We start from the raw sequence: 24,423 nt of genomic DNA on the forward strand, positions 1-24,423 counted from the left end.
GAAGGGTGACCGAAACATGAAGATCATCCTCACCCACGAGGTCTCCGGCCTCGGCGCCGCGGGCGACGTCGTCGACGTCAAGGACGGTTACGCTCGCAACTACCTCATCCCGCGGAAGTTCGCCATCCGTTGGACCAAGGGTGGCGAGAAGGACGTCGAGCAGATCCGTCGTGCTCGCAAGATCCACGAGATCCAGACCATCGAGCAGGCCAACCAGGTGAAGGCCCAGCTCGAGGGCGTCAAGGTCCGTCTGGCCGTCCGCTCGGGCGACGCCGGTCGTCTCTTCGGTTCCGTCACCCCGGCCGACATCGCCTCGGCGATCAAGGCCTCCGGTGGCCCCGAGGTCGACAAGCGCCGCATCGAGCTGGGCGCGCCGATCAAGACGCTGGGCGCTCACGAGACGTCGGTGCGTCTGCACCCCGAGGTTGCCGCCAAGGTCAACATCGAGGTTGTCGCGGCCTGATCGCCGCGCTCGGCTTGAACAGCTGAGAGAAGGGGCGGCACCCATGTAGGGTGCCGCCCCTTCTTCGTGCTCGGGTTCGAGGGGCGGGACCGACCGTGTTTCACGTGAAACGCCGGTTTCACGTGAAACACGTCAGCGGGTGGCGCCTGTGACGATCCAGCGGCCCGAACGGGTCCGCAGCCAAAGAGTCAGCATGCGCACCGTCATCATCAGCGTCATCGCGGCCCACAGCGCGGTCAGGCCGCCGCCGAGTACTGGCACCAGCAACGCAAAAGGGGCGAAGACAGCAAGGGTGAGCACCATGGCCCAGGCCAGATAGGGGCCGTCACCGGCTCCCATCAGGACGCCGTCTAGGACAAAGACAACGCCGCAGATCGGCTGGGAGAGAGCCACCACGAGCAGGGCGGGCAACGCGGCGTCCTTCACCACGGCGTCGCTGGTGAACAGCGGCAGGAACACCGGCCGAGCGACCACTACCAGGACACCGAGGACGACACCTACCGCGACTCCCCACTGCACCATGCGGCGGCAGGCATCGCGAGCACCCCGGCCGTCCTCGGCGCCGAGATGGCGTCCGATGATGGCCTGACCGGCGATGGCGATGGCGTCGAGGGCGAAGGCGAGCAGACTCCAGAGGGACAGGATGATCTGGTGTGCGGCGATGTCGGCGTCGCCGAGTCGGGCGGCGACGGCTGTGGCGATCATCAGGATCGCTCGCAGTGACAGTGTGCGGACCAGGAGGGGAACCCCGGCTTGTGCGGAGGCCCGTATCCCCGCTGCCTCGGGACGCAGCGAGGCGCCGTGTCTGCGGGCTCCGCGGACGACCACGGTGAGGTAGACGGCGGCCATGCCGCACTGCGCGATGACCGTTCCCCATGCGGAGCCGGCGATGCCGAGGCCAGCGCCGTAGACGAGGGCCGCGTTGAGGGCGCCGTTGGCGACGAAGCCGGCGATGGCGACGCGGAGTGGTGTCTTGGTGTCCTGCAACCCGCGCAGCACACCGGTTGCGGCGAGTACGACGAGCATGGCCGGGATGCCGAGAGACGAGATCCGCAGGTAGGTGGTCGCATAGGGGGCCGCGCCGGCCGAGGCGCCGAAGAGTTCCACAAGGGCCGGTGCCGCGGGCAGCACGATGGCAATGACGGCGGCGCCGAGCAGAAGCGCCAGCCAGATGCCGTCCATGCCTTGCCGGATTGCGGCCTGGAGGTCGTCGGCGCCGACCCTCCGGGCGACGGCCGCGGTGGTCGCGTAGGCGAGGAAGACGAAGACGCTGACCGCTGTGGTGAGGAGGGCCGAGGCGACACCCAGGCCGGCGAGCTGCGCCGTACCGAGGTGGCCGACGATCGCACTGTCGGCCATGACGAAGAGGGGCTCGGCGACGAGTGCACCGAAGGCCGGGACGGCCAGCGCGACGATCTCTCGATCGTGCTGTCGCCGGGTGACCTGGGTGGGCGCGGCAGCCTGTGTCATGAGCACCAATCTAATCGTCCACAGGTAAGAGATGCAAAGGTTTAGTGACCCTTACCACTCCTTGGGTCGCATGGTCTTTCGTGCGCCGTTCGAAGCGATCTTGGCTCGAGTGGGAAAGTTTTTCTTCTGCACAGCCAGTGGATGGGAAAAGTGCAGGTCAGAGTGGTCGGAGTGGAAGTGGCGGCTGCTTGTTCACAGGGCTGTCCACCGTGTCGTGCACAGGTTTTGCGGAGTTCTCCACAGCATCCGGGCCGTCGTCCACATGGCCTGTGGATAACCAGATTGGCTGACGCTGCCCGCGGGCCTACCGTGGTCCGGCGCCCGCTCCGTTTGTCGGCAGGGAAACCAGCCCAAAACCGACGTGCAGTAAACGGAGTTGGGCCTCTCATTTGTCAGTGCCGTGCCGTAGAAAAGAGGGCACGGCTAGGTCCGCCCGCCGGCGGACGGGAGGAGGTGGCTCGGTGAGTATTTCCGAGCCCTTGGACGATCCCTGGGCCGACAGCGGTCCAAGCGATCGCCTGCCTGCCTCCCGTCGACGCGGCGACGGGGGCAGGGGCCGTGACGAGCAGCACGACCGTGGCCGGGACAGCGGCGAATGGGACGGCGGAGCTACGTCCTTCGAGCGAGTTCCGCCCCAGGATCTCGATGCCGAGCAGTCCGTCCTCGGCGGCATGCTCCTGTCCAAGGACGCCATCGCCGACGTCGTGGAGATTCTCAAGGGCCACGACTTCTACAAGCCGGCACACGAGACGATCTTCCAGGCGATCCTCGACGTCTATGCCAAGGGCGAGCCGGCCGACCCCATCACGATCGCCGCCGAACTCACCAAGCGCGGCGAGATCAACAAGGTCGGTGGCGCATCGTATCTGCACACCCTCGTGCAGACCGTGCCGACTGCGGCCAACGCCGAGTACTACGCGGAGATCGTCCACGAACGCGCGGTCCTGCGCCGTCTGGTCGAGGCGGGCACCCGCATCACCCAGATGGGATACGCGGCCGACGACGACGTCGACGAGATCGTCAACCGCGCCCAGGCCGAGATCTATGCGGTCACCGAGCAGCGCACCAGTGAGGACTACCTGCCGCTCGGCGACATCATGGAGGGCGCACTCGACGAGATCGAGGCGATCGGCTCCCGCAGCGGCGAGATGACCGGAGTGCCCACGGGCTTCACCGACTTCGACTCGCTCACCAACGGCCTGCACCCCGGCCAGATGATCGTCATTGCCGCCCGTCCCGCGATGGGCAAGTCCACGCTCGCGCTGGACTTCGCCCGGGCAGCGTCGATCAAGCACAACCTGCCGAGCGTCATCTTCTCGCTCGAAATGGGCCGCAACGAGATCGCGATGCGTCTGCTGTCCGCCGAGGCCCGTGTCGCCCTGCACCACATGCGCTCCGGCACGATGACCGACGAGGACTGGACACGACTGGCCCGCCGGATGCCGGACGTCTCGGCCGCGCCGCTGTTCATCGACGACTCTCCGAACCTGTCGATGATGGAGATCCGTGCCAAGTGCCGCCGCCTCAAGCAGCGCAATGACATCAGACTGGTCGTCATCGACTACCTCCAGCTGATGCAGTCGGGCGGGTCGAAGCGTGCCGAGAACCGCCAGCAGGAGGTCTCGGACATGTCCCGTAACCTCAAGCTCCTCGCCAAGGAGCTGGAGATTCCGGTCATCGCGCTGTCCCAGCTGAACCGTGGCCCCGAGCAGCGCACGGACAAGAAACCGATGGTCTCCGACCTGCGTGAGTCCGGCTCCATCGAGCAGGACGCCGACATGGTCATCCTGCTGCACCGCGAGGACGCCTACGAGAAGGAGTCGCCGCGTGCGGGCGAGGCCGACCTGATCGTGGCCAAGCACCGTAACGGTCCGACGGCGACGATCACGGTCGCCTTCCAGGGCCACTACTCGCGGTTCGTGGACATGGCGCAGACCTGATCCGGCGGATCCCCGTCCCGGACAAATGAACTCGACGCCCGGGTGTCCCGCGGGATGGACTGGGCCCATGACAACACCTCAGGAAGAGCTGCTCCCGGGTACGCGTCGGGCACTGCTGCACCGGATCGCAGTGGCGCAGTCCGAAGGACGTGCGCCGTCGCTGGTCGCGGCGGTCGTGAGGGGCGGGCGGCCCGTGTGGCACGGCGCGCGGACCTCGGTGGACGGGCATGGTCCGGACGAGACCGTGCAGTACCGCATCGGTTCGATCACCAAGACCTTCACCGCGGTTCTGGTGCTTCGTCTGCGGGATGAGGGCCTGCTCGATCTCGGTGACCCGCTGGAGAAGCATCTGCCGGGAACAGGTGCGGGGGAGGCCACCATCGCCGATCTTCTCGCCCATACGAGCGGGTTGGCGGCGGAGTCGCCCGCGCCGTGGTGGGAGCGCACCGCGGGGTCCCTGCGCCCCGAACTCTCGGACGTCCTGGGAGAGCAGCCTCTCCTGCATCCGGTGGGCCGCCGCTTCCATTACTCCAACCCCGGCTACACCCTGCTGGGGGCGCTGGTCGAGAAGGTGCGTGCAGCCTCGTGGGAGGAGGTACTTCGGCGTGAAGTGCTCGAACCTCTGGGCCTCGACCGTACGAGTGGTCACCCTCAGGCGCCCCACGCGGGTGGCTGGGCCGTGCACCCCTGGGCCGATGCCATGCTGCCCGAACCTGCCGAGGACCTGGGGCGGATGGCCCCCGCTGGTCAACTCTGGTCCACCACGGGTGACTTGGCGCGCTTCGCCGCTTTCCTGGCACGGGGTGACGAGCGGGTGCTGAGCGCCGAGACCGTGAAGGAGATGCGGACGCCCGCGGCGCCGGCCGAAGCGGCGGATGTCGTGGACGGGGTCACCTATGGTCTGGGACTGCAGATCCAGCGCCGGGACGGCCGGCTGCTGGTGGGGCACTCCGGGTCGCTGCCGGGGTTTCTGGCCAACCTCACCCTCAGCGTCGAGGACGACATCGCTTCTGTGGTCCTGGCCAACTGTACGTCCGGTCCTCTGCTGTCCACTGTCGGAGCCGACCTCGTGCGGATCGTCTCGGAGGCCGAGCCCCGTATTCCGGAACCCTGGCGGCCGCTGCCGGAAGTCGACGCAGCGGTGCTGGAGTTGGCGGGACCGTGGTACTGGGGAACGCATGCGTTCGCCCTGCGGCTGACGGCAGCGGGGGGTGTATCGCTGGAGCCGCTGTCGGGAAGCGGCCGCCGCTCACGCTTCAGGGCGAACGGCGACGGCACGTGGACCGGACTCGAGGGCTACTACGCCGGAGAGCTCCTGACGGCCGTACGGCGCCCGGACGGGACCCTGAGTCATCTGGACCTCGGGTCGTTCGTGTTCACGCGTCAGCCGTACGACGAGGAGGCTTCCGTCCCCGGTGGGGTCGATCCGGACGGGTGGCGGGGGATCGGCTAGAGGCAAGGCTCAGGAGGTGCGCTGTTTCACGTGAAACACGCCCCTTCGTGTCACGGCCTCACAGGGGGAGCTTGAAGCCCACGTGTGAGGCCGTGAAGCCGAGTCGCTCGTAGAAGCGGTGGGCGTCGGTGCGGGTGTTGTCGGAGGTCAGCTGGACCAACTGGCAGCCCTGTCGCCGGGATTCTTCGATCGCCCACTCGATGAGCTGTGTGCCGAGGCCGCTGCCGCGCTCATCGGCATGGATGCGGACCGCTTCGATGATCGATCTGACGGCGCCGCGTCGCGACAGACCGGGAATGACCGTGAGCTGGAGTGTGCCGACGACACGGCCCTCACGAACGGCGACGACAAGGTGCTGGTTCGGATCGGACGCAAGACGTTCCAGCGCGGCCAGGTACGGGGTCGGATCGTCCGGTGACTCGCGCTGGGCGCCCAAAGGGTCGTCGGCGAGCATCGCGACGATCGCGGGCACGTCGTCCGCCGTGGCGGGCCGTATTTCAAGATCTCCCATGCCTCGTACCTTATGTACCGGTGTCTTGGAGGGGGCTCAGCCCGCAGCCACGGTCAGCGGAGCGAATCGCCTGGTCCAGTCGCCGGGCAGTTCCGTGATTCCGTACGTCATGACCGCGTTGGAAGCGACGGACTCCAGTCCCCGCTCCTTCGCCCACGCCAGCAACTCTTCGTGCCGTACGTCGATGTCGGTGCGCAGGGGGCGGTCGCTGTGCGCGGCGAGAGAGGCGACGAGCGCCTTTGCCGTCTCCGTGTCCCTGGCGATCAGCGGGCCCACGACATGGGTGTCCATATTGGGCCAGGCGGCCGCGTAGCCGATGAGCCGGCCGTCCTCCTCGGCGACGTGCAGTCGGTCGGCGAAGGCGGGCAGCCGTGTGATGACGGGTGTGCGGTCGGCGCCGAACACCTCCTCGTCGAGCCGGAGAATCGCGGGGAGATCCTCGGCGGTGGCCGCACGTGTGACCACCTCGGGCTCCGGCCCTGAGGGCGTGAAATGCCCGCGCATCATCTCGGCACGGCCGGTGACCTTGAACCCGAGTTCCTCGTAGAGCGGACGGCCGTTCGGGGTGGCGTGCAGCGTCAGCGGGGTGGTGCCCATGGCCGAGACGATGTGCCTCATCAGGTGGCGTCCGATGCCTCGGCGGGCATGCCGTTCGGCGACCAGGACCATGCCGATGGCCCCGAGAGAGGGGTTGTCCTGCGGCCCGTACGCGGTGACGACACAGGCGCTGACGAGGCCGCCGTCGGGGTCGTCGATGCCGTATCCCTTCCCGGCTGTGAGGAGGAGACCCCACTTGTGCTCCTCGCGCGGCCACCCCCGGTCTTCGGACAGGTCGGCGCAGGCGGTGAGATCGCGAAGCGTCAGACGGCGGACGGCAAGAGCGGGAAGAGAAGGAGTCGGCACGCAGGTCAGGCTGTCCGACGGCTGCCCTCGGCGTCCACTTCTTTGCGGTGAGAAGCAGGAGCTTTTGGCCATGTCGTGGGCAAGTGCACAGGGCGCCGACAGCAGTTGCGTGTTTCACGTGAAACACGGGCGAACGCCGAGCGTCACGTGGTCTCACTCGGGGAGTCCACCACGTGCCCCGTTAGCCTCGGGTCCCATGGCGAGACTTCATCTCTTCGATCTCGACGGCACGCTGCTGCAGGGCACGACGGCGCCCGTGGAGATCTCACGGCAGCTGGGGCTGGAAGCCGAGACGGTAGCGCTCGATCAGGCGATCTCGGCGGGGCTGATAGGGCCACCGGAATATGCGGCGCAGGTGTACGAGCTCTGGGCGGAACTCACCGAGGTGCATGTGTCGGTCGCCTTCGAAGCTGCCCCATGGCTGGAGCGCATCCGGGAGGTCTGGGAGGAGATTCGGCAGGTGGGTGACTACTGTGCTGTCGTATCGCTCTCGCCATCCTTCTTCGTGGAGCGGCTCATCGGATGGGGCGCGCACGCGACGTTCGGGTCCCGCTTTCCTGCCGTGCCGTTCACCGATCCCCTCGACCCGTCCGGAGTTCTCACTGCCGCGGCCAAGGTCGAGATCGCCGACCGACTGTGCGGGGAGTTCGGCGTGGCCCGGGAGGACTGCATTGCCTATGGCGACTCGCTGTCGGACATGGATCTGTTCGCCGCGGTGCCGGTCTCGGTGGCGGTCAATGCGGACCGGCATCTGTCCGGTCTGGCGACACACTCGTACATGGGCGGGGATCTGTGGGAAGCCTATGAATTGGTGCGTCCCGCCCGGTAATTGAGGGAATTGCCGGTTCGCCCGCCCTCTCATTCGTGGCGGAGGAAGGGGGGACTTGTGATCGGAGCGTCGGCCGGTATGGTCGACTCCGGTTCGTTGCGGGACGAGGCGTGCACATCCTGTGCGAACCGAGGACAGGGCGATGCAGCGTAACGGGACGGAGAGATCGAAGACCCGCATTTGCCGTTATGCGGCGGGAGTGTCCTTGCGGGATGGGATGCTGCGGTGAGTGCACTGCGGTCAATGTCACACTCTCGCCCTACTTGTCCGTACAGAACGTGAATCCAGGTTGAATGTGGCCGCGTTGGCCGCGGCATGAAACGGAGAAAGCAAGCCGTCTGCGGGGGAAAAGCACCTTCCGACCGAGGAAGTGCGCAGACCGACCGAGAGATGTTCGAGGCGAGGCACACCATGGACGCTCCGACCACCGCGTCGGCCGACAACGGCACTTCCGGCGGCGGGAGCGACGGCTGGTTCGCACCGCGCAAGCAGCCGGCCACGACTCCGGACAGCGAGCGTGAAGCGGCTGAAGGCAGCCGCCTCGCCGCGATGCGCCCGATGGGCAGGACCACGGCGGACACGGACAAGGACCAGCCGCGGCAGGACGTTCCGCAGCCAGCGCCTCCCGCCGAACCCGATCCGGCCGCTGCTGCCCCGCGGCCCTCAGCCGCACAGCCCCCTCAGGCGGAGCCCTCTCCCTCCGAGGCACCTGCCGCCGAACTGCGAGTCCCCACCCAGCGCTCCACCGCGCCCGCGGCGCAGATCCAGGAGCCTGCGGCGCGAGCCGGCGCCGAGAGCGCGTCACCGGATGCTCTCCTCGTCCGCCGGACCATGGCCGAGGTGGCGCCGATCGCCGACAAGGTCACCTCGTACTTCTACGCGCTGCTCTTCGTCAGGCACCCCGATCTGCGGTCGCTGTTCCCGGCCGCGATGGACACCCAGCGGGACCGGCTGCTCAAGGCGCTGCTCACCGCGGCCGAGCACATCGACAACACCGAGGTCCTCGTCGCGTATCTGCGGAACCTCGGCCGTGACCACCGCAAGTACGGCACCAGGGCCGAGCACTACCCGGCCGTCGGCGAGTGCCTCATCGGCGCGTTGAGCAGATACGCCTCCGGTATCTGGGACGCCGAGATGGAGGCGGCCTGGGTGCGGGCGTACACGACCATCTCGCAGGTCATGATCGACGCGGCGGCCGCGGACGAACTGCGTGCCCCGGCCTGGTGGTACGCCGAGATCGTCGCGCACGACCTCAGGACCCCGGACGTGGCGGTCGTCACGGTCCGTCCCGACCAGCCCTACCCGTTCCTGGCCGGGCAGTACACGAGCGTGGAGACGCCGTGGTGGCCGCGGATCTGGCGGCACTACTCCTTCGCCTCGGCACCCCGTTCCGACGGGCTGCTGACGTTCCATGTGAAGGCCGTCCCCACGGGCTGGGTCTCCAACGCCCTGGTGCACCGCGCCCGCCCCGGCGACATCATCCGTCTCGGCCCGCCGGCCGGTTCGATGACCGTCGACCACACCACCGACAGCGGACTGCTGTGCCTGGGCGGCGGCACCGGCATAGCACCCATCAAGGCACTGGTGGAGGACGTCGCCGAGCACGGCGAACGGCGGACGGTCGAGGTGTTCTACGGCGCCCGCACCGACCACGACCTCTACGACATCGACACGATGCTCAGGCTCCAGCAGTCCCACCCCTGGCTCTCGGTCCGCGCGGTCATCGACCAGCAGGCCCACCTTCAGCTCCCGGACGCCATACGTGAGTACGGGCCGTGGAACGAGTTCGACGCCTATCTCTCGGGCCCGCCCGGAATGATCCGCAGCGGGGTGGACGCACTGAGGAACATCGGCATCCCCTCGGAGCGAATACGGCACGACTCGGTGGAGGAGCTCGTCACCACCGCAGACTGATCCGGCGCCGGATCAGCCCAGGTCGGGCGCGTGCATGGCGCGTACGCCCTCGATGTTCCCATCCAGGTAGTGCCGCAGGGACAGCGGTACGAGATGCACGGAGGCGATCCCGACGCGGGTGAACGGCACCCGCACGATCTCGTACTCGCCGGCGGGCTCGTCCACCTCGGGGCCATGCCGCAGGGAGGTGTCCATCGACTCCAGCCGGCACACGAAGAAGTGCTGCACCTTCACGCCGGTCGCGCCGCTGTCCTCGCCGATGTGTTCCACGGTGTCCACGAAGCAGGGCACCACGTCGGTGATCTTGGCGCCGAGCTCCTCGTACACCTCACGGTGCAGAGCGTCGACGACGGTCGGGTCTCCGGGCTCGACGCCGCCACCGGGAGTGACCCAGTAGGGATCGACACCGGGCTTGGTGCGCTTGATCAGGATCAGATTATCGCCGTCCAGCAGAACGGCACGTGCGGTGCGCTTGACCACGGGTCGGACGGTCATGGGAGAAATGTGGCCCGGTTGGTTCCACGTGAAACATCGCGGGTCGTGACCGGCCGAGCTCACCCCGTGACGGCCGGAAAAGTGCTGGTCAGCACCAGTCGGCTGCCGCTCGCAGCAGCCATTCGTGAGCCCGCGCGATGTGCGGCATGGCGAGGGTGCCGGTGCGGACCACCAGGAAGTAGGTGCGCAGCGGAGGTACCGCGGGCTCGTGGAGGGCCACGATCTCACCGCGCTCCAGGGCGTCTCCGCACAGATAGCGGGGCAGCACCGCGAGCCCCGCGCCGGCGACGGCGCAGGCCAGGACCGCGCGCAGGTCGGGAACGATGACGGTGCCCGGCGCTGCGGGACGGGAGTCGAAGACGGAGGCCCAGTAGCGGGAGACGAAGGGCAGCGACTCGTGCACCTCGATCACGGGGACGTCCTCCAGGGCGGGCGCTCCCTTGCGGCGCGGCTTGCCGGTGCCTATCTGCTGGGCCCGCGCCGGGGTGGCGACAAGGACGTGCTCTTCGTCGCAGAGTGGAGTCGCCGTGAGCAGGGCACCGCGGGGGCGGGCCGTACAGATGGCCAGATCGTGATGTCCGGCGGCGAGTCCCTCCAGGACTTCCTCGGCGTTCCCGAAGGAAGCGCGCAGCGCGAAGCCCTGGCCGTCCTCACCGGTCAGCTCCGTGAGGGCGGGCAGCGCCCGTTCCGCAGTGAACTCGGGAGGACCGGCGAGATGCAGGGTCCGTAAGGAGGACTCGTCGTCGAGGCCGGTCTCGGCGATCTCCACGAGGGCGTCGAGATGCGGAGCGGCCTTGTGCGCGAGTTCGTCGCCGATGGTCGTCGGGGTCACTCCGCGCGCCTGCCGCAGGAACAGGGGGCGGCCCAACTGCCGCTCCAGCGTGCGGATCTGCGAGGTCACGGCCGGCTGCGACAGGCCGAGCAGCGCGGCGGCGCGGGTGAAGGAGCCGGCCCGGTGCACGGTCACGAAAGTGCGCAGCAAGGCCAGATCCATGGTTCGCCCTCCCCAGTTCCCTGCCCTTCTCCCGGCCCCCAGGCAGGGCCCAACTATAAATAAGTCGATAGGTCTCTGTCGCTACTGTGATTGGACACTGACACAGAGTCAACTAGCCTTGGTCGCGCGGTTCTTAGCGCGCGGAACCGAGGACGGTCCGAGCCACGAGGGGGGAGGCTCGGACCGTCCGTTGTGGGTAGCCGGGCATCGGTCCGGCGACCGTAAGGCTGTTGCCGATGTCGTCACTCCGCCGACGCCTCCAGCGCGCGGAGCACATCCGCCACCAGGTCCTCGGGGTCCTCGGCGCCGACGGAGAAGCGGATGAAGCCTTCCGGCACGGCGTCCCCGCCCCAGCGCCCGCGCCGCTCGGCCGTCGACCGCACCCCGCCGAAGCTCGTCGCGTCGTCCACGAGCCGCAGCGCATCGAGAAAACGGTCGGCACGCGCGCGCGTGGGCAGCGTGAAGGAGACCACGCATCCGAAGCGGCGCATCTGCTGCGAGGCGATCTTGTACGAGGGGTCCTCGGGCAGGCCCGGGTAACGCAGGCCGGTCACCTCGGGCCGTTTCCGCAGCGCCTCGGCGACGGTGAGAGCCGTGGCGCACTGCCGGTCGACGCGCAACTGGAGCGTGGCGATCGAACGGTGCGCGAGCCAGGCCTCCATGGGTCCGGGAATCGCACCGACGATCTTGCGCCAGCGGCGTACGGAGGCCATGGCCTCGGCGTCGCGGCCGACGACGTAGCCGAGCAGGACGTCCCCGTGCCCGGTGAGCTGTTTGGTGCCACTGGCCACGGCGAAGTCCGCGCCGAGCTCCAGCGGACGCTGCCCCAGCGGCGTGGCCAGGGTGTTGTCGACGGCGACGAGGGCGCCACGCGCGTGTGCCGCCTCGACCAGCCGCCGGATGTCGCACACGTCGAGCCCCGGATTGGAGGGCGACTCGATCCACAGCAGCTTCGCGCCGTCGAGGACGTCGAGCTGGGCGTCGCCGCCGGTCGGCGCGGTGCGCACCTCGATGCCGTACGCCTCCAGCTGCTCGCGCACCATGGGCAGCACCTGGTAGCCGTCGTCGGGCAGGACGACCGTGTCCCCGGCGCGCAGTTGGGAGAAGACCACCGAGGAGATGGCGGCCATCCCGGAGGCGAAGGCGAGCGTCTCCACGCCCTCCTGCCCGGGCGCCTCCAGCTCGCCGATGGCCCGCTCCAGCAGGCTCCAGGTCGGGTTCTGGTCACGTCCGTAGGTGTACGGGCCGTCGACGTCACCCGGCAGGTGGTAGTGGGCGGCGAACACCGGTCCGGGCAGGTGCGGCTGGTTCTTGGCCGGCTCGGGCAGCCCGGCCCGCACCGCGCGGGTGCCGTCACCGTTGCCCGTCGACGGACCCGTACCGGAATCGCTCATACCGCCTCCACCTCCACCTGCTCGCGTACCTCGGCGAGCAGACCCTCGCTCGCCGCCTCCACCATCTCAAGGCACTCCTCGAAGCCGTCCATGCCCCCGTAGTACGGGTCCGGTACGTCGAGGTCGTCGCCCGCCGCGGGGTCGTAGGAGCGCAGCAGACGTACCTTCGCCGCCTCCTCCGGGGTACGGGCGAGGCGGCGCAGGGCCTTGAGGTGGCCGGTGTCGAGGGCGATGACGAGGTCCAGGCGGGAGAACCACGACGGCTGGAACTGCCGCGCCGTGTGGACGCATTCATAGCCGTTCTCCTCCAGGACGGAGACGGTGCGCGGGTCGGCGCCGTCACCCTCGTGCCAGCCGCCGGTGCCGGCGCTGTCGACCTCGACCAGGCCGTCGAGTCCCGCGTCCGCTGTGCGGGCGCGGAAAACGGACTCCGCCATCGGGGAGCGGCAGATGTTGCCGGTGCAGACGAAGCAGACGCGGTAGCTCATCGCGTGCTCAGTCGTTGTCGGGCAGGACGACGTGGAGCGCCCAGGACACGATGGAGATGATCAGGCCGCCCAGGACCGCCGTCCAGAAGCCCTCGACGTGGAAACTCAGGTCGAGCTTGTCGGCCAGCCACGAGGTGAGCAGCAGCATCAGTGCGTTGACCACGAGGGTGATCAGACCCAGCGTCAGGATGAACAGGGGGAAGGTCAGTACCTTCACGATCGGCTTGACCAGGAAGTTCACCAAACCGAAGATCAGCGCGACGATGATCAGGGTGCCGGCCTTCTTGCCCGTGCTGTCACCGGTCAGGGTGATCTTGTCGAGCAGCCATACGGCGATCGCCAGGGCACCCGCGTTGGCGATCGTCTTGACTACGAAATTCTTCATGTGTCTGATCGTGGCAGACGAGATCGGTCACGAGCAGTGGGACGAGGGCGACAAAGGCGATGAAGGCATTCCGGCTGGACGAACTGGAGGCGGAACGTGCCGCCAACGAGGGTGCCTACCTGCAGTTTCTGCGTGAGCGGCACATGTCCGTCGGTCTGTATGCGCTCAATGCCGGCGAACATGATCCACAGAAACCGCACAACCAGGACGAGGTCTACTTCGTTGTGAGCGGCCGCGCCTCGATCACCGTCGGTCTGGAGACCACCGAGGTCGCCCGCGGCAGCGTGGTGTACGTACCGGCCGGCGTCGCCCACAAGTTCCACCACATCAGCGAGGACCTGCGGGTGCTCGTGGTGTTCTCTCCGCCGGAAAGCTGACCCGCCGTCTCAGGGTTCCCTAGGGGACCAGTCAGGGGAGGACAAGGGGTGCGAGGCCCCCGCCGGGTCCCCTGTCGGCCCTAGCATCGAGTGCAGGACATCAAGGGGCCCCTGCACAGCAGCCGGGCGGAGAGGTAAGGACGAGCGCAATGGGTGAGATCTTCGGCGGACTGCCGTGGTGGGTGAAGTGGGTCGCGGTGCCGGTCATCGCCCTCGTCGTCTTCGGCGGGCTGATAGCCAGCGTCGTCGGCTTCGTCATCGGGCTGCTGTTCAAGGTGCTGGTCTTCGTGGCACTGGTCGGCGGACTGATCTACGTCGTGCGGAAGTTCACGTCGAGCTCCTCGTCGCGCAGCGACTGGTGAGGGCCCTGGGACACCGGTGATCGGTAACAGGAATCACCGGTTCCCTCGCGCGAGGGAAGTTTTCCGGACAGGACGCCTCAAGGCGCCATCTCGCCATTAGAGTCCGGAAATCGACGCGGGGGCGACCCCGCGGGCGGCGTACACCCCCTCCCGTGTCCCCCACGGCACGGGCAGCCCCCTCGCGCTTCGGGAGTGACCCTTGGCCACGGTAGACACCGCACCCACAGACCCCCACATTCCCCCCAGCCCGGCCCCCGGACGCCGCATCAGGCCCCCCGAACAGCCGGGCCCCTCCACGCAGGAGCGCGTGCCGGCACCCCGCGCATCGTCGCGCCTGACCGCAGCACCGGTGCAGCCGTCCCCGGAAACCGCTCCGGCGCAGCCGCAGTCCGCAACCCTCATCGGATCCGTACAGCGCGCGATGCGCCTGCTGGAATGCGTCGCCGGGCACGAGCACGGAGCCCCGGCCAAGCAGCTCGCCCGCGAGACCGGTCTGGCGCTCCCGACGGCGTACCACCTGTTGCGCACCCTCGTCCACGAGGGCTATCTGCGGCGGGACAAGGGCCTGTTCTTCCTCGGCGACGCGGCGGTGCGACTGAGCAGCAGCGGAGCCCAGCAGAAACGTCGCAGCACGATAGTCGACGTCCTCGCCGGCTGCCGGGACGCCATCGGGGTGCCCGTGTACTACGCCGTGTACCGGGACGGCGAGATCGAGGTCATGTGTGTCTCCGACACCCCGGGCACTCCGGCCGTCGAGGAGTGGGCCGACTTCCGCGAGACCGCACACGCGCATGCGATCGGCCAGTGCCTGCTCTCCCAGCTGGACGACGCGGCCCGCCGCGACCACCTCGACCGTTACCCCGTGCAGTCCATCACCCCCTACACCGTCCGTGACAACCACAGCCTGCTGCGGCGGCTCGAGCGAACGCCGCGGATGGAGCCGGTGACGGAACGGCAGGAGTACGCGCTGGGGACGGTCTGCGCCGCGATTCCGATCACGGTGGGCACGACGGCCGCGACGATGGCCATTTCCCTGCCCTCGCATCAGGCCGACCGGCTGGTGTCCGCCACCCGGCAACTCCAGAGCGAAATCGGACGGCTGATGGGGTCACTCGCGCTCTCTATCAGTATCTGAAAACTCACTCCTTGTGATCTGCCGTGTACGTTCAGCAAGATTCCACCAGTGTCAGGGGATCAATCCCAGCCGGTCGGCTTCACATGACGGGGTAGGCGATGCGCGAGTCCGTACAGGCAGAGGTCATGATGAGCTTTCTCGTGTCCGAGGAACTCTCCTTCCGCATCCCGGTGGAGCTGCGCTACGAGAGCTGTGATCCCTATGCCGTGAGGCTGACCTTCCATCTGCCCGGAGATGCGCCGGTGACCTGGGCGTTCGGTCGTGAGCTGCTCATCGACGGGGTGTGCCGGCCGTGCGGGGAAGGGGACGTGCGCGTCTCACCCGCCGAGCCCGACTCCCTGGCCGAGGTCCTGATCCGGCTTCAGGTCGGCCGCGACCAGGCGCTGTTCCGTGCCTCCACGGCGTCGCTCATCGCCTTCCTCGACCGCACCGACAAGCTGGTGCCCCTCGGCCAGGAGGGCTCCCTCGCCGACTTCGACGCCCACCTCGACGAGGCCCTGGACCGCATCCTGGCGGAGGAGCAGAGCGCGGGCTGAGAGGCGACGGCGGGCGGTCGGCTGGAACGCTTCTGCGTGGATGCGGAGGGCGCAGTAACGCTTCTCCATGTCTCCCTGTGCACGGTGGCTGGAGTCCGCCCTACCGTCCCAACCGTCTGTTCACGGATGCCCGAGTGGCCATCGCCTCACCGCTTGCGCCGTCGGCCCCGCCCCGTGCGCGCCGCCGCAGGTGCCGCGCCCGCCGTTCCTGCCGCCTGCTCCGGGCCGGGACGGTCGGCCGCGACCACCAGTGCCGCGAGCAGCGTCGTGACCGGCACCGAGGCGACCAGGCCGATCGAGCCCACCAGCGTGCGTACGATCTCCTCCGCCACCAGTTCGCTGTTGGCGACCGTCCCCACACTGCTCTGCGCGATGGAGAAGAGCAGCAGCAGGGGCAGCGCGGCGCCCGCGTAGGCGAGGACGAGGGTGTTGACGACGGATGCGATGTGGTCGCGGCCGATGCGGATGCCCGCACGGTACAGCCCCCGCCAGCCCATCGACGGATTCGCCTCGTGCAGCTCCCAGACCGCCGAGGTCTGGGTCACCGTCACGTCGTCGAGGACACCGAGCGAACCGATGATGACGCCCGCCAGCAGCAGGCCGCTCATGTCGATCGACGGGTACAGGCCGTGGATCAGACCGGTGTTGTCGTCCGTGTTGCCGGTCAGTGCGGCCCAGCCGATGAACTCGGAGCCGAGCAGGCCGATCAGGACGAGCGAGAGCAGCGTGCCCAGCACCGCCACGGAGGTGCGGGCCGACAGGCCATGGCACATGTAGAGCGCGATCAGCATGATGGCGCTCGATCCGATCACCGCCACGAGCAGCGGATTCGAGCCCTGCAGGATCGCGGGCAGGATGAAGAAGGTCAGCACCATGAAGCTGACGGCCAGCGCGATCAGGGCCATCAGGCCGCGCATTCGGCCCACCACCACGACGGCGAGCGCGAAGATGCCGGCCAGCAGCGCCATGGGGAAGCGGCGGTTGACGTCGGCGACCGAGTACTGCAGGTCCTTCGGTGCGGAGGGCTCGTAGGCGGCCACGATCTTCTCGCCCTTGTGCAGTTGCCGCGACTGGTCCGGCTGCACGATCTCGGTGAACGTACGGCCCTTGTCCTTGCCGGTGTCGACGCGGATCGTCGCCTTCTTGCAGGTGCCTTTCGCCTGCTGCTGGGCGGAGGAGCCCTCGGCGGTGGAGGTGTCCCCCGTGGGGGTCTCGCCCGAGGCGTTCACCGACTTGCAGCTCACACTCACGACCTCGGTGACCGTCGCCTGCTGGGTCTGCCGGTCGAAACCCACACCGGTGCGCTGGTGCGGCGGGGCACCGCCGGGCCACAGGACCACGAGCCCGACCGCCACGGCCGCGGTGAACGGGATGAGAATGGCGGCGATGACCTTGCGCAGATGCTTGGAGACGGGGGCCGCCGGACCGTGGCTGTGTGAGTGACCGTGCCCGCCGGCGGAACCATGACCGTGCCCCGGCCCGTGCCCGGCACCGGCTTCCGGCCCGTGGTGGTGGTGCCCGGCCCCGGAACCATGGCCGTTGCCGCCCCCGGAGGAGCCGTGCCAGTGGGGCGGCTCCTCCGGAGGCGGGTACGGGGGCTGATGTGTGGTGGTCACCGCCCGATCATCGCAAGAACGACAGGGGCCCTCTGTTCAGCGCGCCCGAATTGACGCTAGCGTGGAGGCACCTTTGCACACGCGGGAGCTCGGAGCACCGGGCTGAGAGGGCGCTGACCTCCGTCCCAGCGATGTTTCACGTGGAACATCACCGAATTCGAGTGATGTTCCCCACGAAACGTCCACAGACGGAAACGGCTGCGTCGACCGCCGAACCTGTTACCGGGTAATGCCGGCGTAGGGAGTAGGTCTCATGACCAACAAGGACGCACGCACGCCTGCCTCCAGCCAGGACGAACAGCCTATTCAGGGCGAACCGTCCACGGAGGCCGGGAAGTCCATCGGCTGGCACAAGGCGTATGTCGAGGGCTCACGCCCCGATCTTCGGGTGCCGGTCCGTCAGGTGCATCTCACCAATGGGCAGTCGGTCACGCTGTACGACACCTCGGGCCCGTACACCGATCCGCTCATCGACACCGATGTGCGCAGGGGTCTCGCACCGCTGCGCGAGAACTGGATCATCGCGCGCGGTGACACCGAGGAGTACGCGGGCCGTCCTGCCCGTCCCGAGGACGACGGGATCAAGCACACCTCTCCACGAGGCGGTCTGCGCAACCTCGACGCGGTCTTCCCGGGCCGGCCGCGTCAGCCGCGCCGCAGTCGTGACGGCAAGGCGGTCACGCAGCTCGCGTACGCCCGCCGCGGGGAGATCACGCCGGAGATGGAGTACGTGGCCATCCGGGAGAACGTCTCGCCCGAGGTGGTCCGCCAGGAGATCGAGGCGGGCCGCGCGGTACTGCCGGCCAACGTCAATCACCCGGAGATCGAGCCGATGATCATCGGCAAGCGGTTCCTGGTGAAGGTCAACGCCAACATCGGCAACTCCGCGGTGACGTCCTCCATCGAGGAGGAGGTCGAGAAGATGACCTGGGCGACCCGCTGGGGCGCCGACACGGTCATGGACCTGTCCACCGGCCGCAACATCCACACCACCCGTGAGTGGGTGCTGCGCAACTCCCCCGTCCCCATCGGCACGGTGCCGCTCTATCAGGCCCTGGAGAAGGTGGACGGCCGGGCCGAGGAGCTCACCTGGGAGATCTACAAGGACACCGTCATCGAGCAGGCCGAGCAGGGTGTGGACTACATGACGGTCCACGCGGGCGTCCGTCTGCCGTATGTCCCGCTCACCGCGAACCGCAAGACCGGCATCGTCTCGCGGGGCGGCTCGATCATGGCCGCGTGGTGCCTCGCGCACCACAAGGAGTCGTTCCTGTACGAGAACTTCGAGGAACTCTGCGAGATTCTGGCCGCCTACGACGTCACGTACTCGTTGGGCGACGGCCTCAGGCCCGGGTCGATCGCGGACGCCAACGACGAGGCGCAGTTCGCGGAGTTGCGCACGCTCGGGGAACTCAACCGGATCGCCAAGCGTTTCAACGTACAGACCATGATCGAGGGGCCGGGACATGTCCCGATGCACAAGATCAAGGAGAACATCGACCTTCAGCAGGAGATCTGTGATGAAGCTCCGTTCTATACGCTCGGCCCGCTGACCACGGACGTCGCGCCGGCGTACGACCACATCACCTCCGGCATCGGTGCCGCGATGATCGCCTGGTGGGGCACGGCCATGCTCTGCTATGTCACGCCCAAGGAACACCTGGGCCTGCCCAACCGTGACGACGTCAAGACCGGCGTCATCACCTACAAGATCGCCGCCCATGCCGCCGATCTCGCCAAGGGGCACCCCGGTGCACAGGAATGGGACGACGCGCTGTCCGACGCCCGCTTCGAGTTCCGGTGGGAGGACCAGTTCAACCTCGCCCTGGACCCCGACACGGCACGGGAGTTCCACGACGAGACCCTCCCGGCGGAGCCGGCCAAGACCGCCCACTTCTGCTCGATGTGCGGGCCGAAGTTCTGCTCGATGAAGATCTCCCAGGACATCCGCCGTGAACACGGCGGAAGCCGGGCGGAGATCGAGCAGGGCATGGCCGAGAAGTCGAAGGAGTTCGCGGCCGCGGGCAACAGGGTGTACCTGCCGATCGCGGACTGACGTATGCCGGTGTGAGTGGCTCCTCCGACGGGGAAGACGGTCCCGCTCTTCGGCGTGAGTCGCCGTGGGGCGGAGCCGTCGGCGGGATCGGTGTTCGGCTTGCGCTCCCCCTGCGGGCCCTGACGGGCCTTTCTGATGCGGGGGGCGCAAGCCGACCGCTACTCCGGCTGGTGTTCCGGGCCTCCGAAGTCCGGGCTGGTGTAGTCCGGGCTGGTGAAGCTCGGGCGCGGGCCGGGGGTCGAGCCCTCGTCCGGGCTGCTGAAGCCCGGCCGGTCGTAGCCGAGGTGAGGCATGCGGCTGGTCGACGTCGGCGGTGTGGCGGTGTGCAGCGCCGCGGCGGTGCCGGGATCGGCGAGTGCCTCCCTGAGGAACGGCATGATGCCGCGCTCCAGGAGTGCTGCGCGCCAGGCTTCCCTGGCCAGGGCCACTTCTCCGCTCAGCTCGCCGTACGGTCCGGACTCGAGCGAGGGCTGGTTGCGCAGGGCGGTGAGCAGCAGCCCGACAGCGGCGACGAGGATCGCGGCCGCCGTCATGGCACCGAACACCCAACCGGCGGTGATCATGGTCTTGCCGAACACCTGTTTGGGTTCAACCGACCTGATGATGTATCCGACGAGCAGGAAGATCACCGCAGCTGTTCCGGCGAGGACGGGGGTGAGGACGGCGGCGACGGCGACGGCGCCCGCGCCGGCCGGCTCGACGGCCTCGCCGAGGGTGGTGGCGAGCCCCGCTGCCGCCGCGCCCGGTTCCGCAGAGCCGGATTCGCGGGTGGACGGCGGGGTGGACGACGCCGGCTGGCGCAGTTCCTCGCGAACCTTCACGTAGTGCTGGTACTCGGCCGCAGCGGCCACCGTGATGAGTGCGGTGGCGTTGAGCGCCATCGTGCGCAGCTGTTCGGGATTGAGCCGCTTACCGACAGCGGCCAGTTCCGGGCGGTTTGGGGCGGAGCGCAGCGCCTCATCGAGGACCCGCTCGTACTCCTGGCGGTCCTCGCTCAGCAGGTGCTGCGGAACGCTGTTCATGTGCATCCCCCGATGCTCCGTAGGGCTTGGGGCTCGCATGCCAACGAGCCGTCGGGCAGAAACGGAGGGGAGCCTGCTACGGATAAGCCGATGGTAGAGCGGCGACGGCACACGGTGACAGGGGGTTTGAAGAAATTGGGCCCTGGCCTGCGCCGTTTATCGCGATTCCTCCGTGGGGGCGCCTGCCCTGTGAGCGTTCAGATATCCAGGGGCAGTTGCTGGACCAGCAGCTTTCCGGCCATGGTCACTCCGCCGTCCATCGCGATGGCCAGGCCCTCGGCGTAGACGTGCGGTCCTTCGACCACGGGCCCGGCGCTGTCCTCGCCGTCCTCGGAGCCGACCTCGCCCAGCAGATACGGAATGGGGCTGTGACCGTGAACAATCCGCGTGCCGCCGTACGTATCCAGCAGGGAGCGTACGGCGTCTGCACCGCCCTCGTCGCGGAAGGAGAACCGCTTGGTGAACTTGCGGAACAGATCCCAGCATTCGTCGGCGTCATTGCGCGTGAGCGTTTCGCGGACGGTGTCGTTGACCGCCTCGATCGAGTCGCCGTAGTCGAGGTAGGCGGTGGTGTCGGAGTGGACGAGCAGATAGCCGTCGACCTCCTCGATGGCGTCGAGGCGGGCCATCCACTGGAGGTGATGGTCCTGGAGGCGGTCCATGTCGGTCTTCTGGCCGCCGTTGAGGAGCCAGGCCGCCTGGAAGGTGGCGGTGCCCGCGCCGGAGTTGACCGGGGTGTCGCCGAACCGCTTGGCGCCCAGCAGCAGCAGTTCGTGGTTGCCCATGAGCGCCTTGCAGTAGCCGCCGGCCGCGGCCGCCTCCGCGGACAGGCGCATCACGAGGTCGATGACGCCGATGCCGTCCGGGCCGCGGTCGGTGAAGTCGCCGAGGAACCACAGCCGGGAGGTGCCCGCGCACCAGTTGCCCGCGGCGTCGACAAGGCCCTGTTCCTGGAGGGCGGCCACCAACTCGTCGAGATAGCCGTGCACATCACCGACGACGTACAGGGGGCCCGCGCCGTCCGTCTGCTGCGGGATGGGGAGGGACGCGGGGTCGACGGGCACCTGAAGCGTGTCACCGCGGTTGACGACCGGCAGGTCGCGCTGTGTCGGGGTGTACCCCTCCGGGTGGTCGGCCGGCTCCTCGACGGGTCTGGCGACGTCGCCGGGGTATGTGCTGTGGCCGTACGGACCGGTCTCGTGGACATACGCCGGTACCCGGAAGTCGCGCAACGTCGCCGTCCGCTCCGTCTCGGGTCCCTGACCGGCCCCCTGAGTCATCAGACCCCTCCACCATCGCGCCGCATCTGCACCGCTTCGGACTGCCTGGTCGCAGCGGCCCGCGGTGTCGTGGGCCCATCATAGGAATGCCGATCGCGCCATGTGATGACCCAGGGGTGGTGAATCGGAGGAAGAGTCCAGTTCACCGCGGCTTTCGCCCCGATTGGGCAGGGCTTCGACCGCCTGCTGACGGCCTTGGTTCTACTCCTCTTCGGGCGACCGCGGCGCGCTGACGGTCGTACGCGGCGGACGTCGCTGGGACGAGGTACGCACGATCAGCTCCGTCGGTATCACCTGCTCGACCGGTTGGTCCGATTCGACCCCCTCGATCGCGTCGATGAGGAGCTGCACCACGGCCGTGCCGATGCGGCGCGGTTTCAGGGAGAGCGTGGTGATGGGCGGTTCGGTGTTGGCGTACACGGTGGACTCGCTGCAGCAGACCAGAAGCAGGTCGTCCGGTACCCGCAGGCCGTAGCGGCGGGCCGCGGCGAGCAGGTCCGTGCCGTTCGGGTCGAACAGGCCGTAGACGGCGTCGGGCCGGTCGGGGCGGGCGAGCAGCCGGTCGGCGGCGACGGCGCCCGCGCACGGGTCGTGTGCCGGGTAGGCCTCGTACACCGGGTCCTGTCCGACCCGTTCGCACCAGCGCAGATACGCCGTGGTCGACAGGTGGGTGTACGTGTCGGTCGAGGTTCCCGTCAGCAGCCCGATGCGGCGGGCTCCGGCGTCGGCCAGGTGGTCGAGGATGCCGAGTACGGCGGCTTCATGGTCGTTGTCGACCCAGGCGGTGACCGGGAGCGAGCCGGCCGGGCGGCCGTCGGAGACGACGGGCAGGCCCTGCCGGACCAGCTCGCTGACCACCGGGTCCTGGTCGGAGGGGTCGATGACGACCGTGCCGTCCAGCGCGACGTTCGACCAGACGTCGTGGCGGGAGGTCGCGGGCAGGATCACCAGGGCGTAGCCGCGGGCGAGCGCGGCCGAGGTCGCGGCGCGCGCCATCTCGGCGAAGTACGCGAACTCGGTGAAGGTGAAAGGTTCATCCCCGTAGGTCGTCACGGTCAGGCCGATGAGGCCCGACTTGCCGGTACGGAGGGTTCTGGCCGCTGCCGACGGGCGATAACCCAGCCGGTCGGCGACCTCTCGGACATGGCGCCGGGTGGCGTCCGGGAGCCGGCCCTTGCCGTTGAGGGCGTCGGAGACGGTCGTGATGGAGACTCCGGCGGCGGCGGCAACGTCTCTGATGCCCGCCCGGCCCGGCCGGCTGCCTCGGCGTGAGGTTTCCGCGCGGCTCACCTGGTGCTTCCCTGCTGCTGTCATGGCGAGCCGATAGTAGGGCTCATGGAGTGGGGTAGGGCGGACGCATATGCACGCGTTGACAGGCACGTTTCTGCAAGGTCATTTACCGTCAACTACCTTTGAAACAAAGTCAGTTGAACGATCCAATGGGACTACGTGACGTGTCGGCGCGCATGGGCCTGCCAAGTCCCCGATGTTTCGAAGAGGTCTCAACTCACCTGCATGGGCGATGCGCGCCAGGGCGCGAGCCACCGGCGCATAGATATATGTGACCGCGCCCCCCGGTTCGTCTGCCTACGGGTGGTGATGCCCCTGATGCGCATGTGACGGATGAGGTCTGTCCTCAGCTGTACGCAGCGGCCCCGAATCCTCATAAGGTGTGCAGTATTGGAAGCCGGTGGTGGTCATGAGGAGGACTGCGGTGAGCGAGACGAGCCCCAAGCTGCGCGCCGAGCTGGAGGGTATCCCCACCTACAAGCCGGGCAAGCCTGCTGCGGCCGGTGGTCCGGTGGCCTACAAGCTGTCCTCCAACGAGAACCCGTATCCGCCGCTGCCCGGTGTGATGGAGACGGTGACGGCCGCGGTCTCGTCCTTCAACCGCTACCCCGACATGGCCTGTACAGGCCTGATGAACGAGCTGTCGGACCGCTTCGGCGTCCCGCTCTCCCACCTGGCCACCGGCACGGGCTCGGTCGGCGTCGCCCAGCAGCTGATCCAGGCGACCAGCGGTCCTGGTGACGAGGTCATCTACGCCTGGCGGTCTTTCGAGGCGTACCCGATCATCACGCAGATCAGCGGCGCGACCTCGGTGCAGGTGCCGCTGACCCCGGGCGATGTGCACGACCTGGACGCGATGGCGGACGCGATCACCGACCGGACGCGCCTCGTCTTCGTCTGCAACCCCAACAACCCGACCGGCACGGTGGTACGGCGCGCCGAGCTGGAGCGGTTCCTGGACCGGGTGCCCGGCGATGTACTGGTCGTGCTGGACGAGGCGTACCGCGAGTTCATCCGCGACCCCGAGGTACCGGACGGCGTGGAGCTGTACCGCGAGCGGCCGAACGTCTGTGTGCTGCGCACGTTCTCCAAGGCGTACGGCCTCGCGGGCCTGCGCGTCGGCTTCGCGATCGCCCACGAGCCGGTGGCGGCTGCGCTGCGCAAGACGGCGGTGCCGTTCGGTGTGAGCCAGCTTGCGCAGGAGGCGGCCATCGCCTCGCTCCGCGCCGAGGACGAGCTGCTCGGCCGGGTCGGCTCGCTGGTGTGTGAGCGCAACCGCGTGGTCGACGGGCTGCGCGCCCAGGGCTGGACCGTGCCCGAGACCCAGGCCAACTTCGTGTGGCTGCGGCTGGGGGAGAGCACGGTCGCGTTCGCGGCGGCGTGCGAGCAGCATGGCGTGGTGGTCCGGCCGTTCCCGGGCGAGGGTGTGCGGGTGACGGTCGGGGAGACCGAGGCGAACGACATCTTCCTGAAGGTGGCGGAAGGGTTCCGCAAGGAGCTCTGAGTCGGC

The 24,423-nt window shown here is 68.4% G+C and carries 23 protein-coding genes; 11 read left to right on the forward strand and 12 right to left on the reverse strand.

Annotated features, from left to right (window positions below; translation table 11 throughout):
- Window positions 1-16 precede the first annotated feature (16 nt).
- On the forward strand, window positions 17-463 hold the full coding sequence (gene rplI / locus ACWC1K_RS35530; protein WP_030938854.1) for a 50S ribosomal protein L9: 447 nt from the start codon (window positions 17-19) through the stop codon (window positions 461-463).
- 132 nt (window positions 464-595) lie between these two features.
- On the opposite strand, the gene ACWC1K_RS35535 is transcribed toward rplI, so the two are convergent.
- Complete coding sequence (locus tag ACWC1K_RS35535) at window positions 596-1,933, reverse strand: MATE family efflux transporter (RefSeq protein ID WP_450837046.1); 1,338 nt, start codon at window positions 1,931-1,933, stop codon at window positions 596-598.
- Window positions 1,934-2,394: 461 nt separating this feature from the next.
- Between ACWC1K_RS35535 and dnaB the strand changes: the two genes are divergently transcribed.
- Together dnaB and ACWC1K_RS35545 are read left to right on the forward strand one after the other, a co-directional pair.
- Window positions 2,395-3,873: a replicative DNA helicase gene (dnaB, locus tag ACWC1K_RS35540; protein ID WP_450837047.1), complete on the forward strand. Its 1,479-nt coding sequence runs from the start codon at window positions 2,395-2,397 to the stop codon at window positions 3,871-3,873.
- Between the two features lie 67 nt (window positions 3,874-3,940).
- The gene (locus tag ACWC1K_RS35545; RefSeq protein WP_450837048.1) at window positions 3,941-5,326 is read left to right on the forward strand and encodes a serine hydrolase domain-containing protein; all 1,386 of its coding nucleotides are present in this window, start codon (window positions 3,941-3,943) and stop codon (window positions 5,324-5,326) included.
- Between the two features lie 58 nt (window positions 5,327-5,384).
- Here ACWC1K_RS35545 and ACWC1K_RS35550 read toward each other — a convergent pair whose 3' ends face one another.
- A complete protein-coding gene (locus ACWC1K_RS35550) occupies window positions 5,385-5,837 on the reverse strand; it encodes an N-acetyltransferase family protein (RefSeq protein ID WP_450837049.1) in 453 nt (150 codons plus the stop codon).
- A 36-nt stretch (window positions 5,838-5,873) separates the two neighbouring features.
- On the reverse strand, window positions 5,874-6,740 hold the full coding sequence (locus ACWC1K_RS35555; RefSeq protein ID WP_450837050.1) for a GNAT family N-acetyltransferase: 867 nt from the start codon (window positions 6,738-6,740) through the stop codon (window positions 5,874-5,876).
- Between the two features lie 196 nt (window positions 6,741-6,936).
- Here ACWC1K_RS35555 and ACWC1K_RS35560 point away from each other — a divergent pair, with 196 nt between their 5' ends.
- Window positions 6,937-7,569: an HAD family hydrolase gene (locus ACWC1K_RS35560; RefSeq protein WP_450837051.1), complete on the forward strand. Its 633-nt coding sequence runs from the start codon at window positions 6,937-6,939 to the stop codon at window positions 7,567-7,569.
- Between the two features lie 411 nt (window positions 7,570-7,980).
- Entirely contained in the window at window positions 7,981-9,483 is a 1,503-nt protein-coding gene (locus tag ACWC1K_RS35565; RefSeq protein WP_450837052.1) for a globin domain-containing protein, read from the forward strand.
- Window positions 9,484-9,495: 12 nt separating this feature from the next.
- Here the strand turns inward: ACWC1K_RS35565 and ACWC1K_RS35570 are convergent, their stop codons facing one another.
- The 5 genes from ACWC1K_RS35570 to ACWC1K_RS35590 form a co-directional block, all read right to left on the reverse strand.
- Complete coding sequence (locus tag ACWC1K_RS35570; protein ID WP_450837053.1) at window positions 9,496-9,978, reverse strand: NUDIX domain-containing protein; 483 nt, start codon at window positions 9,976-9,978, stop codon at window positions 9,496-9,498.
- Between the two features lie 88 nt (window positions 9,979-10,066).
- Complete coding sequence (locus ACWC1K_RS35575; RefSeq protein WP_450837054.1) at window positions 10,067-10,972, reverse strand: LysR family transcriptional regulator; 906 nt, start codon at window positions 10,970-10,972, stop codon at window positions 10,067-10,069.
- Between the two features lie 242 nt (window positions 10,973-11,214).
- Window positions 11,215-12,366 (reverse strand): cystathionine gamma-lyase, encoded by a 1,152-nt coding sequence (locus ACWC1K_RS35580; RefSeq protein ID WP_450837055.1) that lies wholly within the window; start codon window positions 12,364-12,366, stop codon window positions 11,215-11,217.
- Window positions 12,363-12,854: a low molecular weight protein-tyrosine-phosphatase gene (locus ACWC1K_RS35585; protein ID WP_450837056.1), complete on the reverse strand. Its 492-nt coding sequence runs from the start codon at window positions 12,852-12,854 to the stop codon at window positions 12,363-12,365. Before ACWC1K_RS35585 ends, ACWC1K_RS35580 begins: the two co-directional genes overlap by 4 nt.
- Before the next feature lie 7 nt (window positions 12,855-12,861).
- Window positions 12,862-13,239 (reverse strand): phage holin family protein, encoded by a 378-nt coding sequence (locus ACWC1K_RS35590; RefSeq protein ID WP_351472982.1) that lies wholly within the window; start codon window positions 13,237-13,239, stop codon window positions 12,862-12,864.
- A gap of 59 nt (window positions 13,240-13,298) precedes the next feature.
- On the opposite strand from ACWC1K_RS35590, the gene ACWC1K_RS35595 reads away from it, so the two are divergent.
- The 4 genes from ACWC1K_RS35595 (at window position 13,299) to ACWC1K_RS35610 (ending at window position 15,649) form a co-directional block, all read left to right on the forward strand.
- Window positions 13,299-13,616: a cupin domain-containing protein gene (locus ACWC1K_RS35595; RefSeq protein ID WP_099930040.1), complete on the forward strand. Its 318-nt coding sequence runs from the start codon at window positions 13,299-13,301 to the stop codon at window positions 13,614-13,616.
- A gap of 149 nt (window positions 13,617-13,765) precedes the next feature.
- Complete coding sequence (locus ACWC1K_RS35600) at window positions 13,766-13,978, forward strand: DUF5326 family protein (protein ID WP_450837057.1); 213 nt, start codon at window positions 13,766-13,768, stop codon at window positions 13,976-13,978.
- A gap of 307 nt (window positions 13,979-14,285) precedes the next feature.
- Entirely contained in the window at window positions 14,286-15,113 is an 828-nt protein-coding gene (locus ACWC1K_RS35605) for an IclR family transcriptional regulator (protein WP_450837058.1), read from the forward strand.
- A 98-nt stretch (window positions 15,114-15,211) separates the two neighbouring features.
- Complete coding sequence (locus tag ACWC1K_RS35610; protein ID WP_266957524.1) at window positions 15,212-15,649, forward strand: SsgA family sporulation/cell division regulator; 438 nt, start codon at window positions 15,212-15,214, stop codon at window positions 15,647-15,649.
- A 146-nt stretch (window positions 15,650-15,795) separates the two neighbouring features.
- On the opposite strand, the gene ACWC1K_RS35615 is transcribed toward ACWC1K_RS35610, so the two are convergent.
- Window positions 15,796-17,265 (reverse strand): YibE/F family protein, encoded by a 1,470-nt coding sequence (locus ACWC1K_RS35615; RefSeq protein ID WP_450837059.1) that lies wholly within the window; start codon window positions 17,263-17,265, stop codon window positions 15,796-15,798.
- A 253-nt stretch (window positions 17,266-17,518) separates the two neighbouring features.
- Here ACWC1K_RS35615 and thiC point away from each other — a divergent pair, with 253 nt between their 5' ends.
- The gene (gene thiC, locus ACWC1K_RS35620; protein ID WP_450837060.1) at window positions 17,519-19,321 is read left to right on the forward strand and encodes a phosphomethylpyrimidine synthase ThiC; all 1,803 of its coding nucleotides are present in this window, start codon (window positions 17,519-17,521) and stop codon (window positions 19,319-19,321) included.
- A 158-nt stretch (window positions 19,322-19,479) separates the two neighbouring features.
- On the opposite strand, the gene ACWC1K_RS35625 is transcribed toward thiC, so the two are convergent.
- The 3 genes from ACWC1K_RS35625 to ACWC1K_RS35635 form a co-directional block, all read right to left on the reverse strand.
- Window positions 19,480-20,349: a hypothetical protein gene (locus ACWC1K_RS35625; protein WP_450837061.1), complete on the reverse strand. Its 870-nt coding sequence runs from the start codon at window positions 20,347-20,349 to the stop codon at window positions 19,480-19,482.
- A gap of 191 nt (window positions 20,350-20,540) precedes the next feature.
- Entirely contained in the window at window positions 20,541-21,623 is a 1,083-nt protein-coding gene (locus ACWC1K_RS35630) for a metallophosphoesterase (RefSeq protein WP_450837062.1), read from the reverse strand.
- A gap of 201 nt (window positions 21,624-21,824) precedes the next feature.
- Window positions 21,825-22,937 (reverse strand): LacI family DNA-binding transcriptional regulator, encoded by a 1,113-nt coding sequence (locus ACWC1K_RS35635; protein ID WP_030938801.1) that lies wholly within the window; start codon window positions 22,935-22,937, stop codon window positions 21,825-21,827.
- 400 nt (window positions 22,938-23,337) lie between these two features.
- Here ACWC1K_RS35635 and hisC point away from each other — a divergent pair, with 400 nt between their 5' ends.
- Window positions 23,338-24,417 carry a histidinol-phosphate transaminase gene (gene hisC, locus ACWC1K_RS35640; RefSeq protein WP_450837063.1) on the forward strand — a complete coding sequence of 360 codons (1,080 nt, stop codon included), beginning with the start codon at window positions 23,338-23,340 and terminating at the stop codon, window positions 24,415-24,417.
- Window positions 24,418-24,423: the final 6 nt, after the last annotated feature.

Source organism: Streptomyces sp. NPDC001492, from assembly GCF_053597275.1.

What these genes read in the sequence shown, in the direction of transcription:
- ACWC1K_RS35565 (WP_450837052.1), top strand. Translation starts at nt 7,981, where the DNA reads ATGGACGCTCCGACCACCGCGTCGGCCGACAACGGCACTTCCGGCGGC.
- ACWC1K_RS35550 (WP_450837049.1), bottom strand. Translation starts at nt 5,837, where the DNA reads ATGGGAGATCTTGAAATACGGCCCGCCACGGCGGACGACGTGCCCGCG.
- ACWC1K_RS35580 (WP_450837055.1), bottom strand. Translation starts at nt 12,366, where the DNA reads ATGAGCGATTCCGGTACGGGTCCGTCGACGGGCAACGGTGACGGCACC.
- ACWC1K_RS35630 (WP_450837062.1), bottom strand. Translation starts at nt 21,623, where the DNA reads ATGACTCAGGGGGCCGGTCAGGGACCCGAGACGGAGCGGACGGCGACG.
- ACWC1K_RS35545 (WP_450837048.1), top strand. Translation starts at nt 3,941, where the DNA reads ATGACAACACCTCAGGAAGAGCTGCTCCCGGGTACGCGTCGGGCACTG.
- ACWC1K_RS35595 (WP_099930040.1), top strand. Translation starts at nt 13,299, where the DNA reads ATGAAGGCATTCCGGCTGGACGAACTGGAGGCGGAACGTGCCGCCAAC.
- ACWC1K_RS35600 (WP_450837057.1), top strand. Translation starts at nt 13,766, where the DNA reads ATGGGTGAGATCTTCGGCGGACTGCCGTGGTGGGTGAAGTGGGTCGCG.
- ACWC1K_RS35570 (WP_450837053.1), bottom strand. Translation starts at nt 9,978, where the DNA reads ATGACCGTCCGACCCGTGGTCAAGCGCACCGCACGTGCCGTTCTGCTG.
- ACWC1K_RS35625 (WP_450837061.1), bottom strand. Translation starts at nt 20,349, where the DNA reads ATGCACATGAACAGCGTTCCGCAGCACCTGCTGAGCGAGGACCGCCAG.
- rplI (WP_030938854.1), top strand. Translation starts at nt 17, where the DNA reads ATGAAGATCATCCTCACCCACGAGGTCTCCGGCCTCGGCGCCGCGGGC.
- ACWC1K_RS35575 (WP_450837054.1), bottom strand. Translation starts at nt 10,972, where the DNA reads ATGGATCTGGCCTTGCTGCGCACTTTCGTGACCGTGCACCGGGCCGGC.
- ACWC1K_RS35535 (WP_450837046.1), bottom strand. Translation starts at nt 1,933, where the DNA reads ATGACACAGGCTGCCGCGCCCACCCAGGTCACCCGGCGACAGCACGAT.
- ACWC1K_RS35610 (WP_266957524.1), top strand. Translation starts at nt 15,212, where the DNA reads ATGCGCGAGTCCGTACAGGCAGAGGTCATGATGAGCTTTCTCGTGTCC.
- thiC (WP_450837060.1), top strand. Translation starts at nt 17,519, where the DNA reads ATGACCAACAAGGACGCACGCACGCCTGCCTCCAGCCAGGACGAACAG.
- ACWC1K_RS35590 (WP_351472982.1), bottom strand. Translation starts at nt 13,239, where the DNA reads ATGAAGAATTTCGTAGTCAAGACGATCGCCAACGCGGGTGCCCTGGCG.
- ACWC1K_RS35635 (WP_030938801.1), bottom strand. Translation starts at nt 22,937, where the DNA reads ATGACAGCAGCAGGGAAGCACCAGGTGAGCCGCGCGGAAACCTCACGC.
- ACWC1K_RS35560 (WP_450837051.1), top strand. Translation starts at nt 6,937, where the DNA reads ATGGCGAGACTTCATCTCTTCGATCTCGACGGCACGCTGCTGCAGGGC.
- ACWC1K_RS35585 (WP_450837056.1), bottom strand. Translation starts at nt 12,854, where the DNA reads ATGAGCTACCGCGTCTGCTTCGTCTGCACCGGCAACATCTGCCGCTCC.